The sequence below is a fragment of the Haloarcula amylolytica JCM 13557 genome, from assembly GCF_000336615.1.
In the GTDB taxonomy this organism is placed as follows: Archaea; Halobacteriota; Halobacteria; order Halobacteriales; family Haloarculaceae; genus Haloarcula; species Haloarcula amylolytica.
Window position 1 is genome coordinate 164,059 of sequence record NZ_AOLW01000024.1, and the last position, 14,930, is coordinate 178,988.

At 65.4% G+C, this 14,930-nt stretch carries 17 protein-coding genes; 7 read left to right on the forward strand and 10 right to left on the reverse strand.

Going from position 1 to position 14,930, the window contains the following annotated elements; translation table 11 throughout:
• Positions 1-44: 44 nt before the first annotated feature.
• Together C442_RS13225 and C442_RS13230 are read left to right on the forward strand one after the other, a co-directional pair.
• The gene (locus C442_RS13225; RefSeq protein ID WP_008311211.1) at positions 45-1,292 is read left to right on the forward strand and encodes an aminotransferase class V-fold PLP-dependent enzyme; all 1,248 of its coding nucleotides are present in this window, start codon (positions 45-47) and stop codon (positions 1,290-1,292) included.
• A gap of 109 nt (positions 1,293-1,401) precedes the next feature.
• Positions 1,402-1,941 (forward strand): cupin domain-containing protein, encoded by a 540-nt coding sequence (locus C442_RS13230; protein ID WP_008311213.1) that lies wholly within the window; start codon positions 1,402-1,404, stop codon positions 1,939-1,941.
• Positions 1,942-1,965: 24 nt separating this feature from the next.
• On the opposite strand, the gene C442_RS13235 is transcribed toward C442_RS13230, so the two are convergent.
• Entirely contained in the window at positions 1,966-2,442 is a 477-nt protein-coding gene (locus C442_RS13235) for a protein-tyrosine phosphatase family protein (RefSeq protein ID WP_008311215.1), read from the reverse strand.
• A 160-nt stretch (positions 2,443-2,602) separates the two neighbouring features.
• On the opposite strand from C442_RS13235, the gene C442_RS13240 reads away from it, so the two are divergent.
• A complete protein-coding gene (locus C442_RS13240) occupies positions 2,603-3,031 on the forward strand; it encodes an iron-sulfur cluster assembly scaffold protein (RefSeq protein WP_008311217.1) in 429 nt (142 codons plus the stop codon).
• 57 nt (positions 3,032-3,088) lie between these two features.
• The gene (locus tag C442_RS13245) at positions 3,089-3,850 is read left to right on the forward strand and encodes a class I SAM-dependent methyltransferase (protein WP_008311219.1); all 762 of its coding nucleotides are present in this window, start codon (positions 3,089-3,091) and stop codon (positions 3,848-3,850) included.
• 19 nt (positions 3,851-3,869) lie between these two features.
• On the opposite strand, the gene C442_RS13250 is transcribed toward C442_RS13245, so the two are convergent.
• Entirely contained in the window at positions 3,870-5,879 is a 2,010-nt protein-coding gene (locus tag C442_RS13250; protein ID WP_008311221.1) for a heme-binding protein, read from the reverse strand.
• 123 nt (positions 5,880-6,002) lie between these two features.
• Here C442_RS13250 and C442_RS13255 point away from each other — a divergent pair, with 123 nt between their 5' ends.
• Together C442_RS13255 and C442_RS13260 are read left to right on the forward strand one after the other, a co-directional pair.
• Positions 6,003-6,929, forward strand: coding sequence for a S49 family peptidase (locus tag C442_RS13255; protein ID WP_008311223.1), 927 nt, complete (start codon positions 6,003-6,005; stop codon positions 6,927-6,929).
• Position 6,930: 1 nt separating this feature from the next.
• On the forward strand, positions 6,931-8,013 hold the full coding sequence (locus C442_RS13260; RefSeq protein WP_008311224.1) for a DUF4350 domain-containing protein: 1,083 nt from the start codon (positions 6,931-6,933) through the stop codon (positions 8,011-8,013).
• Positions 8,014-8,104: 91 nt separating this feature from the next.
• On the opposite strand, the gene C442_RS13265 is transcribed toward C442_RS13260, so the two are convergent.
• From C442_RS13265 to C442_RS13285, 5 genes are all read right to left on the reverse strand, one after another.
• Positions 8,105-8,422 carry a DUF5783 family protein gene (locus tag C442_RS13265; protein ID WP_008311226.1) on the reverse strand — a complete coding sequence of 106 codons (318 nt, stop codon included), beginning with the start codon at positions 8,420-8,422 and terminating at the stop codon, positions 8,105-8,107.
• A 123-nt stretch (positions 8,423-8,545) separates the two neighbouring features.
• Entirely contained in the window at positions 8,546-8,779 is a 234-nt protein-coding gene (locus C442_RS13270) for a hypothetical protein (RefSeq protein WP_008311227.1), read from the reverse strand.
• Positions 8,780-8,874: 95 nt separating this feature from the next.
• The gene (locus C442_RS13275) at positions 8,875-10,338 is read right to left on the reverse strand and encodes a single-stranded-DNA-specific exonuclease RecJ (protein ID WP_008311229.1); all 1,464 of its coding nucleotides are present in this window, start codon (positions 10,336-10,338) and stop codon (positions 8,875-8,877) included.
• 75 nt (positions 10,339-10,413) lie between these two features.
• Positions 10,414-10,959, reverse strand: coding sequence for a hypothetical protein (locus C442_RS13280; protein ID WP_008311230.1), 546 nt, complete (start codon positions 10,957-10,959; stop codon positions 10,414-10,416).
• Positions 10,960-10,963: 4 nt separating this feature from the next.
• Positions 10,964-11,218, reverse strand: coding sequence for a hypothetical protein (locus tag C442_RS13285; protein WP_008311233.1), 255 nt, complete (start codon positions 11,216-11,218; stop codon positions 10,964-10,966).
• Positions 11,219-11,434: 216 nt separating this feature from the next.
• On the opposite strand from C442_RS13285, the gene C442_RS13290 reads away from it, so the two are divergent.
• A complete protein-coding gene (locus tag C442_RS13290) occupies positions 11,435-12,160 on the forward strand; it encodes a PspA/IM30 family protein (RefSeq protein ID WP_008311235.1) in 726 nt (241 codons plus the stop codon).
• A 36-nt stretch (positions 12,161-12,196) separates the two neighbouring features.
• On the opposite strand, the gene C442_RS13295 is transcribed toward C442_RS13290, so the two are convergent.
• From C442_RS13295 to hemC, 3 genes are read right to left on the reverse strand one after another with little or no spacing between them, the layout of a single operon-like run.
• A complete protein-coding gene (locus C442_RS13295; protein ID WP_008311237.1) occupies positions 12,197-12,988 on the reverse strand; it encodes a uroporphyrinogen-III synthase in 792 nt (263 codons plus the stop codon).
• Positions 12,988-13,740, reverse strand: coding sequence for a uroporphyrinogen-III C-methyltransferase (cobA, locus tag C442_RS13300; protein ID WP_008311238.1), 753 nt, complete (start codon positions 13,738-13,740; stop codon positions 12,988-12,990). Before cobA ends, C442_RS13295 begins: the two co-directional genes overlap by 1 nt.
• On the reverse strand, positions 13,737-14,891 hold the full coding sequence (gene hemC, locus C442_RS13305) for a hydroxymethylbilane synthase (protein WP_008311240.1): 1,155 nt from the start codon (positions 14,889-14,891) through the stop codon (positions 13,737-13,739). The genes cobA and hemC overlap by 4 nt, the downstream gene beginning before the upstream one ends.
• Positions 14,892-14,930 lie beyond the last annotated feature (39 nt).

Genomic DNA, 14,930 nt, shown 5'->3' on the forward strand with positions numbered 1-14,930 from the left:
TGCGACCGAAGGAATGTTGCCTGTTGAGCCCCTGAACAGAACCAATGGGACACGCTGAATCTGAACTACTAGACGTGGAGCGTATCCGCGAGGACTTCCCCATCCTCCAGCGCGAGTTCGGCGGCGAACAAGTGGTGTATCTCGACAACGCGGCCACCACGCAGACGCCCGAGCCGGTCGTCGAGACCATCGCCGACTACTACCGGACGACGAACGCCAACGTCCACCGCGGCCTCCACCAGCTCAGCCAGGAGGCCAGCGTCGCCTACGAGGACGCCCACGACCGCGTCGCCGAGTTCATCGGCGCATCGGGCGAGCGCGAGGAAATCGTCTTCACCAAGAACACCACGGAGAGCGAGAACCTCGTCGCCTACGCCTGGGGCCTGAACGAACTCGGGCCCGAAGACGAGGTCGTCCTCACGGAGATGGAACACCATGCCTCGCTTGTCACCTGGCAGCAGATCGCCAAGAAGACCGGCGCGACGTGTCGCTACATCCGCGTCGACGAGGACGGCACGCTCGACATGGACCACGCCCGTGAAATCATCACCGACGACACGGCGATGGTCAGCGTCGTCCACGTCTCGAACACGCTCGGGACGGTCAACCCCGTCTCGGAACTGGCGGACATCGCCCACGACCACGGTTCCTACATCTTCGTCGACGGCGCGCAGTCGGTCCCGAACCGCCCGGTCGACGTGGAAGCCATCGACGCCGACTTCCTGGCCTTCTCGGGCCACAAGATGGCCGGTCCGACCGGTATCGGCGTCCTCTACGGCAAGAAACACCTGCTGGAGGAGATGGAGCCGTACCTCTACGGCGGCGAGATGATCAAGAAAGTCACCTTCGAGGACGCCACCTGGAACGACCTCCCCTGGAAGTTCGAGGCCGGCACGCCCGTCATCTGCCAGGGCATCGCGCTGGCGGAGGCCTGTGACTACCTTGACGATATCGGCATGGAACGAATCCAGCGTCACGAGGAGCAGCTCGCCCAGTACGCGCTGGAACAACTGCGGGACGAAGGCGACGTGGAGACGTACGGCCCGGCCGCGGGAACGGAACGGGGCGGTCTGGTCGCGTTCAACCTCGATTCGGTCCACGCCCACGACCTCTCCTCGATCCTCAACGACTCCGCCGTCGCCATCCGCGCCGGCGACCACTGCACCCAGCCCCTCCACGACAAGATGGGCGTCCCGGCGTCTGCGCGTGCTTCCTTCTACGTCTACAACACGCGGGAAGAAGTGGACAAGCTCGTTTCGGCTATCGACGACGCCCGCCAGCTGTTCGCGTAGTTGTTCTCTCAGTTTCCGTCGGAGCTGCGGATCGGTTTATTGACAGTTTTTATATTACCGCGGCGCACGCCACCTATATGACACACCACCGATAACTTTCGGCGGGACAATGACTGATACCGATGAAGCGGAGCGGCCGCTGACGCCGGAAGCGCTCGATTACACGCACCTTCCCGATCAAACGATGTACAAGGTGTCACTCGACGACGCCAGTCACTTCGAACAGGGCGGGGACGACATCCGGACGTACCCTGTGTGTATCACGAACGAGTTCAAGCTGCTGTACTTCGAGATGGACCCTGGCGCAGTCATCGACTGGCATACCCACGCACCCAGTTTCGACGAGGTGTGTCTGTGTCTCGATGGCACCGCCAGATACACGCTGAAACGCGAAGACGGAAGCGAGCAGATACTTCAGGCTGAACCGCGCGAGTTCGTCTATCTACCCGGTGGGGCACGACACAAGATCGAAGCAGTGGGTGAAACTGGTCACGAGGGACTTGTCGCAATGCCGCCGGACTCGGTTGGACGCCTCGAGCTACTCGAAGGGAGTGAACCGTACCAGACAGAGGACTGGCCGGTTGCGCTGTGGGTCGACCGAGTCCGCGACGAAGTCGTCACGAAAGACGAGAACGCCGTCACGGAGTAGGTCCAATAGGTACGTATCGGGAAATCACGGGTCCGCAGCGAGGTAGATGACAGCGAGCTCGTAGAGAGCGGGGTTCGGCGTCGCAATCGGCCGGGCCTCCTGTACAGCCGCCAGCGCGGTCGAGAGCGGGCGATCCTCCTCGGCGGCGATGGCCGTCGCAAGCAGCGTCGAACTCCGGGAGACGCCAGCCTTGCAGTGAATCAGCGCCGGACCGTCCGCTCGGACGAAGCGCCGGGCGGTATCGACGGCCGCCTCGAACGCCGCCCACTCGTTGCCGGGGCCGTCGGTGAGCGGGTGGTGGGCGGTCGTGAGCGGGTACGCCTCGGCCGTCGCCGAGAGGACGTGCTCGAAGGAACGGTCGTGCGCTTCGGGCCGCGCCGCGTGTTTGTTGCCGATAAAAAGCGGCCGGTCGCCGATCTGTCGGATCACCGGCGCATCGCTGACGAACCCCACAGGTCGGACAGCACAGTCGGTTGAAGCCGAAGCGTCGTTCTGCCCCATGTGTTGACAGAACGGACTGCGATAGTAAATACTGCCTACTGATGGGAGAGCGGCGGTCAGTTCTCACAGACCGTCGGAGCCGCCCCGCCGAAGAACAAAATACATGCGAACCGATACCTCGGAACGCTTTTCCGACTGACAGCCGTATCTTAGTTCAATTATGGGTATCGGTGGCTCGGACATGTACCGGCAGCAGATCCTCGATCACTACAAGAACCCCCGGAACTACGGGGAGATCGAGGACCCAACGTTTACCCACATCGGCGAGAATCCGATGTGCGGCGACGAGATACGGATGGATGTCGTCCTCGACGAGAGCGAGGAGACAATCGAACAGGTCGCCTTCCAGGGCGACGGCTGTGCCATCTCCCAGGCCTCCGCGTCGATGCTCTCACAGGAGCTAGCCGGGATGGCGGTCGAGGACCTAGAAGCGATGGACCGCGACGACATCACAGAGATGCTGGGTGTCGACATCTCGCCGATGCGGGTGAAATGTGCCGTCCTCGCCGAGAAGGTGGCTCAGGACGGGGCGGAGATCTACTTCGGCGAGAAGGACATCGACCGGACGACGACCGAAGACGACGACTGAGACGGACTCACACACCGTCAGTACGCTTTTCATGCCACTCGGGTGATAGCCCAGTCAATGCCGGAAAACGAGTGGGACCCCGACGACTACGACGGGGGACACAGCTTTGTCGCCGAGTACGGAGCGGACGTGGTCGAGTTGCTGGACGCACAGCCGAGCGAGCGCGTCCTCGATATCGGCTGTGGCACGGGCCACCTGACAGCCGAAATCGGCGACCGAGGTGCGGCTGTGGTCGGTATCGACGCCGCCGAAGAGATGGTCGCTCAGGCTCGCGAGCAGTATCCCGACCTGACGTTCGAGGTCGCCGACGCCCGGGACTACGACCCCGGCACGTTCGACGCTGTCTTCTCGAACGCCGCACTGCACTGGATACCCAGCGACGGCCACGACGCCGTGTTGTCGATGGTCGCCGAGGCCTTGGACGAAGGCGGTCGCTTCGTCGCGGAGCTTGGCGGCCAGGGGAACGTCTCACAGGTCGAAACAGCGGTCCGTTCGGTACTCGCCGAACGGGGCTACGAGACCGAGAACCCGTGGTATTTCCCGAGCCTCGGCGAGTACACGTCGCGTCTCGAAGCGCACGGACTGGAGGTCACCGCGGCGTGGCTGTTTGACCGTCCGACACCGCTTGAAGGCGGTAGCGCGGGCTTGAGAGAATGGCTCGAAATGTTCGGCGATTCGGTGCTGGCTCCGGTCCCCGAACGCGACCACGGAGCTGTTCTGGACAGTATCGAGGACCGGCTGCGACCGGCGTTATACGACACAGAGACCGAGACGTGGACCGTCGACTACCGGCGGTTGCGGTTCGTCGCCAGTCGATAACGAACAGCTGGCCTGTGATTCAGGCCAGGAAGACGTGGCGCGGTCGGTCGGCCAGTACGTCGCGACCCCAGTCGACCGTCTCCGAGAAGTCGTCGGAGCGGAAGAACGCCATCGCATCCTCCTGTGAGTCCCACTGGCTGGCGATGAACATGTCGTTCTCGTCGTCGTGGTTGAACAGCAGCGAAGTCTCGCGGTGCCCGTCCATCTCTTCGAGCAGGCCGCCGACGGTGTCGAACTTCTCGACGAAGTCGTCGTGGTACTCGGGCTTGACGGTGTAGAACATCCCCATCGTCCCGAACCCGTCGCCCTCTCCGTGGCGGCCGACGACGCCGGGCAGGTCGGTGAGGTAGTCGCTGGCGGTCTGGGCGGCGTCTTCGGTGTCCCACAGTGACGCGACAGCCGAGAGGTCGCCGTCGGTGTCGCCGTACACTGTCGTCTGGACGTGGGTGTCGTAGCGGTCGAACGCGCTCCGGAGGTCCGCGACCTCCTCGTCGAGCGTCGCCGCGTCGGCTTCGGAGTACACGACCAGCGCGTACACGTCTTCACCGTGTGGTTGGCCGGCATAGACGCCCGCCGATTCGAGCGTCTCTCGGATGGACTGCGACGACTCGGCAGTCTGGGCGTCACTGCCGTCCTCGGTCTCGGCGCTCTCGGCACCCTCGCCGAGGGCGCCGCCGAACTGTTCTTCGACGCCGTCGATGTCCTTCAGGAACCCGGCCGCCGTCTCGGCGGCGTCTTTCGCCGTCCAGATGCTGACGACGTAGGTCTGGCCGCTGTCGGCGCGCACGGCCGTCCGGACGTGGCGGTCGTAGTGGTCGAAACTGCTCTCGAGGTCGGACACGTCGTCGACGATGTCCTCCGCATCCGCCGAGGAGTGGAACACCAGCGCGTAGTCCCCGGCGTCGTACGCATCGCCCTCGTGCAGCCCCAGTCGGCCGAGCCGCTGTGGTGCGTCGTCGACCTCTTCGAAGTCGGCCGAGACGTCCGGCCGGCCGCCCGAACTGCTCGACGATCCCGAGTCGTCTTCGTCGGAGGATTCCTCGGAATGCGGATGGTCGCCCTCGCTGGCGCTCCCGGGATGGGCACCGCCGTGGCTATCGGTGTCACCGCCAGCGTGTGCCCCGGCCTGTGCGTCGCTCGCCGTCGGCTCTTCGGCGTGGCTGTGACTCGTGCCGGCATCAGCCGGCGCGTGTTCGTGTTCCGCAACGTCCGCCGGCGTCTCCGGAACCGACTCGTCGTCGGTCGGAACGCGCTGACCGGCCAGGACGGCCGGCAACTCCGACGGGTCGAACTTCCGGCCGACGTAGAACGGACCGAACTCGGCGAACTGCGAGGTCGAGGGGTCGAATCGCATCTCGGTCAGCAACTCCTTGATGTGGCGCATGTCGTCGCTCCAGAGCGTGATGCCCCACTCCCAGTCGTCGAAGCCGATGGAGCCGGCGATCATCTGGTTCACGTCGCCGCCGTAGGTGCGGCCGATGTCACCATGCCGTTTGATATGGGCCGCCCGCTCCTCGAAGGAGGTGTCGTACCAGTTCTGGTCGGGCTGGCGGCGCTTGCTCATCGGGTAGAAGCAGACGAACTCGTCGTCGGGCACGTCGGGGTGGAGTCGGGCCTGGATGTACTGGGCCAGCCCGGAGTCGTCGTCCACCTCGCCCTCGAAGTACTCGCGGGACTTCTCGGTGTAGCCCGACGCCTCCGTCACGGAGACGTAGGAGAACTCCCGTTCGGTGAAGGCGGCGAACTCCGTCTGCTCGAAGTGCCGTTCGGCCGCGTCGAGGTCACCCATCGTCGGCCGCAGGTGGAGGATCATGATGTCGGCCTTGTGACCCATGACGGTGTACACCGCCGTCTGGCCCTCCTCGGCGTCCTCGACGGCTTCGTACGCGTCGAGGAAGCCGATCCCCTCCGAGAGCGCACGATCACGGACTCGCTGGGGGGCCTCGCGCCAGGCGTCCCAGTCGATGCTCCGGCAATCGTGCAGCGCGTACCAGCCCTCTTCCGTGGCTGGCGGCTTTCGTTGGTCCATAGAGATCGGTTGCAGGTCGACAGTAAGGAAACTTCTCATGTCGTTCCGGTCCGGCGACTTCTGACCCAGCAGTTCAGGCTATGCTTTTATTAGGCTAACGTGACAGCGAATCTATGTTGTCGCATGAATAACCCAATCGATAGACGGGTCGCAACTGCCCTCCAGTCGTACACGGTACTTGCGGTTATTGCCATTCTCATTGGTGCCGCCGTCGTACCGTATGCGGCGTCGGTCTCCGAGGGTGACGAACAGTACGTCGCTGTAGTGAACATCGACGAAACGATTTCCAGTTCTAGCTCACAGGACACGGTACAGAAACTCCGCGAACTCCGCAGTAACGAGTCAGTCAAGGCAGTCGTCCTGCGGGTGTCGAGCCCCGGGGGGAGCGCCGCCTCCAGTGAGTCGATGTATCTGGCTGTCAAGCGGCTCTCGGCCGAAAAGCCGGTGTACACGAGCGTCGACCAGTACGCCGCTTCCGGCGCGTACTACACCGCGGTCCCGAGCGACCGCATCTACGTGACGCCGGCCAGTCTCGTCGGCCACGTCGGCGTCATCGGAACCGCGCCGAGCGACGGTCTGAGTTCGTCCGCCACTACTGGACCAGACAAAGCTCATCGAGGTATGACGCGCGACCAGTACTACGCGAGCCTCGAATCGATGAAACGGGCCTTCGTCGGTGCAGTCATGACCGAACGCGGTGACAGGCTCAACGTCTCCCGCGAGACTGTCGCTGAAGCGTCGGCCTATCAGGGCGGTCGCGCGGTCCAGACCGGCTATGCGGACGAAGTCGGTGGACTCGAAGCCGCGATAGCCGGCGCGGCCGAAGCCGCCGACCTCTCGGAGTATCAGGTCGTGTACCACAACCCCGCGGACCCACAGGGGCTGTTCCTCCTCAGTGGCGGGAGTGAAGCCGGTGGGAACGCTACCGTCGCCGCCGAAGGCGCACCGTACACGTTCCAGGGCGTCGACACAGTCCACTTCCTCATGATATACGGCACGCCGGAAAATCAGCAAGTCGTCTACAACAGCAGCGCACAGGGAGGTGCCTGAAATGGCATCTGATAGCTCAAGTTCGAGTTCGATCGCCCGAACCGGGTTTTTCGTCGGGATACTCGTCCTCTCGGTGATTGTCGGCACCGTAGCAATCGGCGGTGGTGGCGGCAGTCAGGCGGCCCCCGATGTAACCCAGGTGAACGCCCCGTCGTTCAACAGCGACGAGTCCGTCGCGACGCCGGCAGCCGAGAGCGGTGACCTCTCGATGTCGGCCGACGCGTCCGGGAAGGTCGTCGTTATCGACGTCGCTCACGCCGGCGACATCGACCGCGAAGCGCTCACGCCGCTCGTATCGACCCTGACCCAAAACGGAGCAACGGTACGGTACCACGTCGGTGAGCGGCAGAACGGGAGCCCGCTCAACGAGTCACTGCGTTCGGCTGACGCCTTCGTCGTTCTCGGCGCGGAACAGCGCTACACCGAGAGCGAACTGAACGGTCTGTCCGCGTTCAGCAACGCGGGCGGTCGCGTGCTCTTGCTGAACGAGCCGTCACAGGCGAGTCCCGCCGGACTGGGGCTTTTCGGCCCGATTTCCTCGGATGGCGTGACCAAGCCGATGGCCCCACTGGCGAGTCAGTACGGCCTCTCGTACGGGAACGGCTACCTGTACAACATGCACGAGTACGACACCAACTACCAGAACGTCTACGCGACGCCGACGGGCGATACGGAACTCACAGAGGGCGTCGACCGAACGGTCTTCTACGCTGCGATCCCCGTTCAGGGCGGCGACACCGCACTCACTACGACGGAACAGACAACGCTCTCGAAGACCCGGCGACAGGACACGTACGGCGTCGTTGCTCGCTCGGGGAACGTCGTCACCGTCGGTGACACGAACGTCTTCACACAGGAGTTCCTCTACCGGGCCGACAACGAACAGCTAGTCGGGAATCTGCTTGACTTCCTCGTCACAGGCGAGAAATCACCCGCAGACGCACCACAACCCGCAGACACCGGCGAGTCCGGACCTGGCGGCTCGCTCCCCGGTGCCGGAACGGGCGGTGGCGGCGCACTGCCGTCCGAGCCGGAATCAACCCTGACGCCCGAACCGAACGAGACGATGAGGGCCGACGAGTAGGGCCGACGAGTAGGGCGTCACCGCCCGCTCTCGTCGGGGATACCGGCAGAACAGGAATAACGCAGCAATTGTCGAACCGCGGCGAGTGCAGTCAGTCGTCGATGTCGAAGACGCGGCGCAGTTCGCGCTCGATCTCGTCGACGTATTCGGAGAGCACGGCGTCGAGTTTCTCGTCGTCGACGATGATCGCCGAGAGCCGCTCGGTCGGGTTCTCCGGCAGTTCGACACTGAACTCGCCGTCCTCGTAGAACGGCTCCGACTCGTTGAGGACCTGCTGGTCGATCGCGTGGACTAGCTCGGAGTCGTACGTGTCGTTCATCCGCTCGAAGGCGTTCTTGTAGGCCTTCTGGAGCTCCGGGAAGTAGTTCGCGTACTTGTCCTCGAACTTCTCGGGGTCGAACTCTGTCATTGTCAGAACGGTACAGGGCTGGGGATAAAGATGGCCCGATGTTCATACTGTCGGCTGTACGTCTGTGACGAATTTCGCCTCCCAGGGGTGTCGACTATCCAGAGATAGTTACAGCCGACAGTATCACCGTTGTATCGTGCGTGCGTCCTTCTGTGGGAGGTACATCGTGAGGTACGCGACGAAGCAGATGCCGAAGATGCCACCCAGGACGAGAAAGACGCGGATGTCTAGCCTGGCGATAGCTGCGATAATCTCTTGCAGCGACGTCCGCGGGTTCGCGAAGCCGAACGTCTCAGTGTAGGCTAGCAGGCCGGCGACGACGACGAGCACGATATCGAACAGGCCCCGAGAGTCCATCGTGGGGTGTTCGGAGAAGCGGACGTATAGCTTTTATTGCTGATACTGGTGGCAGCGTCATCAATCGCTCTGCCGCACAGCTTGCTACGTCTCGGCTACGATACTTGCTCGCTGATAATCTCGTCGGCGGCCTCGATGAACGCCGATTCCTTGCCGGTCGGGATAGTCGCGCCCGCCGCGATATCGTGGCCGCCGCCGTCGCCGCCGACGGCCTGGGCGGCGTCGCGCATCACGACCGACAGGTCGACGCCCCGGCCAACGAGCGGGCCGGTCGCCCGCGAGGACACCTTCGTCTCGTCCTCGTCGGTGCTGGCAAAGGCGATGATTGGCTTGTCCGAATCGACGCCGTCGGTCCCCAGCGCCATCCCGGCGACGATGCCGACGATGGTCTCGCGGATGGCGTCACCGGCGTCGAACCACTGGACGGTCCCGGCCTGGGTGACGCCGCGCTCCTTGACGAGCGTGAGTCCCTCCGAGAGGTTCCGGCGGTGGTTCGACAGCAGTGTCCGCGCCCGCTCCAGCGGTGCGTCGCGCTCGCCGAGACAGACCGCCAGTCCCACGTCCGCCCGCTCGTAGCGGGCCGTGGCGTTCAGGAGCGTCGAGAACTCGCTCGCGTCCCGGAGTTCCGTCCCGCGCGGTTCCGCAGTCAGCGTGTAGGTGGTGCCGACCAGCGTCTCGATCTTGTCCGCCGGCACGCCGCGCTCGACGGCACGCTGGACCAGCCCGCTGGCGACGGTCTGGCGCTCGTCGTCGGAGAGGTCCGCCCACGTCCGCCAGTCTCCATCGGCTTTCAGGTCCAGACCGAGGCCTTCGAGGAACCGCGTCGCGCCGGCCTGGTCGTTCGAGATACCCGGAATCGGAACTTCCGTGGCGTACTCAAGTAGCTTCGGCAGCGGCCGGGTCTGTTTGCCGTACAGGGAGAGGTCGGTGCCCTCCTCCAGCACGTCGGCGGCGATGCCCTCCTCGACGAGACCGGCGTTGGCTCCGACGAGTTCCCCGCCGACGGCCTGCATGTCCCCGACTGCGCCGACGACCGCCAGCGCGGCGAGGTCGCGGTTGTCCGTCTCATCGGTCGAGAGCGCGCGGGCGAGGACGTACGCCGCTCCCGCACCCGAGAGCTCCGACGCCCCGTTGATGCCCTCAAGCAGCGGATTGAGGTGAGTGTCGAAGTCGGCGTAACCGTCGGTGTCGACGACCGCGTCGGGGTGGCAGTCGTCCGGGGCCGCCGGCTGGTGATGGTCGGCGATGACCGCCTCGAAGTCGCCCGCGGCGACGTGTTCGGAGATTACGTCGAGCTGGCCGGACCCGAAGTCCGTGAACAGCACGGTGTCGTACTCCCGGGCGGCGATGCTCTCGATCTCAGCGGCGTCGAGTTGCTTCTTGAACACGGTCTCGACGGGGATGCCGGCCCGCGACAGCGCCGCGGTGGCGATGGCGGCGCTGGTCAGCCCGTCGGCGTCGATGTGGGAGGCCAGCAACACGCGGTCGGCCGCCCGGAGTCGGTCGGCGCAGGCGGCCGCGCGGTCGGCGAGCGCTGGCACGGGGCCGGTCGTAGTCATCGTACCGGGGATAGGTGCGCTCCGGCATAAAAACGTTCAGACGCGCGGTCAGTCGTCCCAGACCGGCGTGCCCCGTCAGGCGACCTTCCGCTGGTCGCTGAGCGTGACGGTCCGGTCGGCCGTCTCGACAGTCGTCCGGATCGTTATCCAGCCGTCCGCCTGTTCGATAGCGTAGGCGTCACCGAACGACAGGTCGACGCGCCGAGTCGTGGTGTAGGACTCGTCAGCTTCGAGCGTCCCCACGTCCTCGGAGCCCTCCCAGACCACGTCACCGTCATCAGTGGATTTCCCGGCGTAAATCCGCGTGTAGACGGTGATGTCCGCCGCCGTACTGTTCTGCTGATTCGTCAGCGTCGAGGTCACGTCGCGGCAGGTCTGGCCACACTCCTCGATAGTATCGACGGTGAACGCAAACGGCGGAGTGCTGGCCGCGCCGCCGTCAGCATTGGTTCCGTCCTCGGTGCTGGCGGTATCGCTATCAGGCGTCTCCGTCGGGAACTCCGAGAGGTCCTGCCCGCTGCTTTCCGCCTGGAACGGACCGAGGCCGGCGACGAACGCGCCGCCGATACCCGCGAGCAGGAGCACGACAGCGCCGCCGACGGCGAGCAGCTTTCCGTTCATCGGTCTACGTCCCGACCCCTGTCGCCGCCCCACTCACGTCCGAGCCGGGGCTGTCGTCGCTCCCACCGGCGAGGAACTCCTGAATCGCTTCGATGATCGTTGTCACAAAGTCAGGGACCTGATCCGGGAGACCGCCGGGCGGGCCGACGGCGTTCGTCCCGTCGTCACCGTCCACCGCGGGCGCAGCCGCGGCCGCCGCTGTGAAGAGTGTCAGCGCGAGCACCAGCGTGCCGACCGTACGCAGTAGGGTTCGTGTCATCGTCGTCCATCGATTGATTCCGGCACCCCATCAAGTAGCCAGACGGTAAGCTCGAATAACCGCGGATTTCCGTCGTTTTAGCCGATTAACCCCGTATTAAATCGAGTAATACCCTGTTATTATAATATCTACAGTCATACGAGATGACATGAGAGCTATCACGACCGAGCCGCAGTCGGAATCGCTTCGAGTTCCTGTCCGACCGGAGCAGGCCCGATGAGTCTGCTCCGACGGTTCGCGTTCGCGATCCGCGCCAAGCTCAACGCCCTGCTAAACCGGACCGCGGACCCGGCGGCAGAACTGGATTACTCCTACGAACAGATGCGGGACGAACTGCAGGACGTGACCCGCGGTATCGCCGACGTGACGACCCAGAAGAAACGCCTGGAGATACACCGAACCCGGTTGCGGTCGAACGTCGAGAAACACGATACACAGGCCCGGGCCGCCCTGCAGGAGGGGCGCGACGACCTCGCGCGCCGGGCGCTGGAGAAGAAGCAGGTGAACGTCAGCCAGATCACGGAGCTGACGGGCCAGATCGACGACTTACAGGAGACACAGGACCGGCTGGTCGGCAAACGGGCCGAACTCAGCAGCCAGATAGAGCAGTTCCGGACGAAAAAAGAGACGATGAAAGCCCGCTATCAGGCCGCCGAGGCGTCGGCCCGAGTCTCGGAGGCGTTTACTGGCGCTGGCGATACGATGGCCGACGTGCACCGCTCCATCGAGCGCGCGACGGAGCGCACGGAGCAGATGGAGGCGCGCGCGGCCGCGCTCGAAGAACTCGAAGAAAGCGGCCAGCTCGAATCGGTACTCGATGACGGTGACTCCATCGACCAGGAACTCGACCGGCTCTCCAGCGAGCGGGCCGTCGATAACGAACTGGCGACGCTGCGGGCCGAGATGGACGAGCGCGACGCCGTCGAAGAGGCCGCAGAATAGCTCCGAAGAAACGCCGAAACCGCCGTCCGAGTGTCGTTACTCGTAGTGTGTCGGGGCCGCCGCCTCGACGGCCTCGCAGGCCAGCGCCTCGAAATCGGCCTGGTCGGGGACGACGTCGACCGAGATGCCGGCGTCCTCGGCCGTCTCCCGCGTCGGCTCGCCGATCGCGCCGACAGTCGCCTCGTTCAGCCCGTCGATAGCGGACTCGCGGACGCCGCGCTCCGCGGCCGCATCGAGGAAGTGCTCGACCGTGAGCGAGGAGGTAAACAGCGCCGCGTCGAGGTCCCCGCTGGCCGCCAGTGCAGCGGATTCGCCCGATCCCGGCGGCCGGACCAGCCGATACAGCACGGTCTCGTGGACGTACGCGCCGGCGGCCTCCAGCCCGTCAGTCAGCACCGCGGAGCCGTGGTCCGACCGGGCGACTTCGACTCTTGCGCCGGCCACCGCCCTGGCCAGCGTTTCGACCAGTCCCGTCGAAGAGTACTCCGCGGGGATGATGTCGACGCCGTAGCCGGCCTCGTGGAGCGCCCCGGCGGTCGACTCGCCGATGGCACACACCGTCGCCTCGCCGGGGTCCCAGCCGGCTTCGGCGGCGAGTTCGACGCCGGTCTTGCTCGTCAGAACGACGTAGTCGGCGTCGGTGCGCGGCGTGACTCGGTCGTCGTCATCGCTTTCGTCACTGGCGCTTGGCATCGTTGCCGGTTCGACCGCCAGCATCGGGTCCGGGACCGGGTCGGCACCCAGCGACTCCAGCAGTTCGACCGCGTCGTCGAGGCGGTCGTCGGCCGGGCGGAAGGCGGCCACGCGAAGGCGGGGTTCCTCTCGCATCAGTACCCCTCCAGGAACTCCACCACCCGCTCGCGCTCGCCGGCTACCTCGCCGATAACAGTGATAGCAGGGGGTTCGATGCCGGCTTCGTCGCGGACCGAGACGATGGTGTCGAGCGTGCCGGTGGCGACCTGCTGGTCCGGCCAGGTCGCCCGTTCGATGAGCGCCACGGGCGTGTCGGGGTCCATCCCCGCCTCGCGCAGCGCCTCGGTGTACTGTGGCAGTTTGCCGACGCCCATCAGGACGACGAGCGTGCCGCCGGTCGCCGCGAGCGCCGCCCAGTCGACAGCGGATTCGTCCTTCGTGGGGTCCTCGTGGCCCGTGACGAAAGAGACAGAAGAGGTGTAATCGCGGTGCGTGACCGGAATCCCGGCGGCTTCGGGGCCGGCTATCGCGCTCGTGATACCCGGGACAACCTCGACCGGAATCCCGTTCTCCGCGAGATGGGCCAGTTCCTCGCCGCCGCGGCCAAACACCGTCGGGTCGCCGCCTTTCAGTCGGACGACGGTGTTGCCGTCCTCGGCGAGTTCGACCAGCCGGGCGTTGGTGTACTCCTGGGGCGTCCACTCGCCGCCTGCGCGCTTGCCCACGTCCTCGCGCTTCTCCTCGGGAATCATCCCGATGATTTCCGGGCCGGGGAGCTTGTCGTGGAGCACCACGTCGGCCTCCTCCAGCAGGCGCTTTGCCTTGACTGTCAGCAGGTCCGGGTCGCCGGGTCCGGAGCCGACCAGGTACACTTTGCCTGTGGTCATTCCTCGTCCTCCTCCCGCACCGTCGAGGCGTCGTCGTCGGCGCCTGTCGAGTCCCGCTTGGCCTCGGCAATGAGGTCGTCAGCGCCCTGTTCGGCGAGTTCCGCCGCGAGGTCCTGTGCCGCGTCGATGTGGTACTCGGCCGGGACATCGCGGCCGACCGAGACCTCCTCGGTGCCGTCCTGTGAGAGCACGCGCACCCGCGTGTGGACGACGCCGCCTTCCAGGTGGGCGTGGACGCCGATGGGCGCGACACAGCCGCCGCCCAGTTCTTCGAGAATCGTCCGCTCGACGGTCGTCTCGACACGCGTCTGGGGGTCGTCCAGCCGGTCTTTGATGTCCAGCGCGAGGTCGCCGTCGACGGCGGTCACCGCCAGCGCGCCCTGCCCCGGGGCCGGAACGAACCGGTCGGGGTCGAGGTCGGACATCCCGACGTAGCGCGTGAGCCCGGCCCGGTGGAGGCCCGCCTTCGCCAGCACGATGGCGTCGTACTCCACGTCCGGGTCCCGCTCCATCGCTCGACGCTCAAACTCGGTGAGGTCGTCGAACCACTCCTCGACCGTGCGGTCGTAGGGGTGTTCGTCCTCTTCGTCGGTGTCGGGGTCACCGGCGTTGCCCTTCCGCTCCTGTTCGGCCTCGTGGCGCTCCTGATGTTCCTGCTGGAGCGACGGGGCCAGCAGTTTCGCGATGCGCGTGTCGACGTTGCCCCGGAGCGGTTCCACGGTGAGGTCGTCGCGCTCGGCGAGCAACTGTGCCTTGCGTCGCAGGCTCGACGTACCGACAGTTGCACCCTCCGGCAGTTCTTCCAACGAGTGGCCGTCCGGCGTCACCAGTACGTCCTCGGCGGCGGCCCGCTCGGGGACCGCCGCGACGACGAGGCGTTCGGGCCGTTCGGTCGGCATGTCCTTCATGGAATGGACCGCCGCGTCGAGTTCGCCGTCGAGAACCTTCTCGTCGAGGCTGCGAACGAACGCGCCGGTCTTGCCCAGTCGGTGGATGAGTTCGTCCCGTATCTGGTCGCCCGTCGTCTCCACCTCGACGAGTTCGACCGACAGCCGGCGACTGCTCAGCGAATCCCGAACCGTCGCCGCCTGGCGCAACGCGAGGTCCGAGCCCCGCGTCGCCAGTTGCAGTGTCTCCCCGCGTGTTGTCATACCCGACACTCCTCGGTCAGCGCGTAAAAGCACACTTCT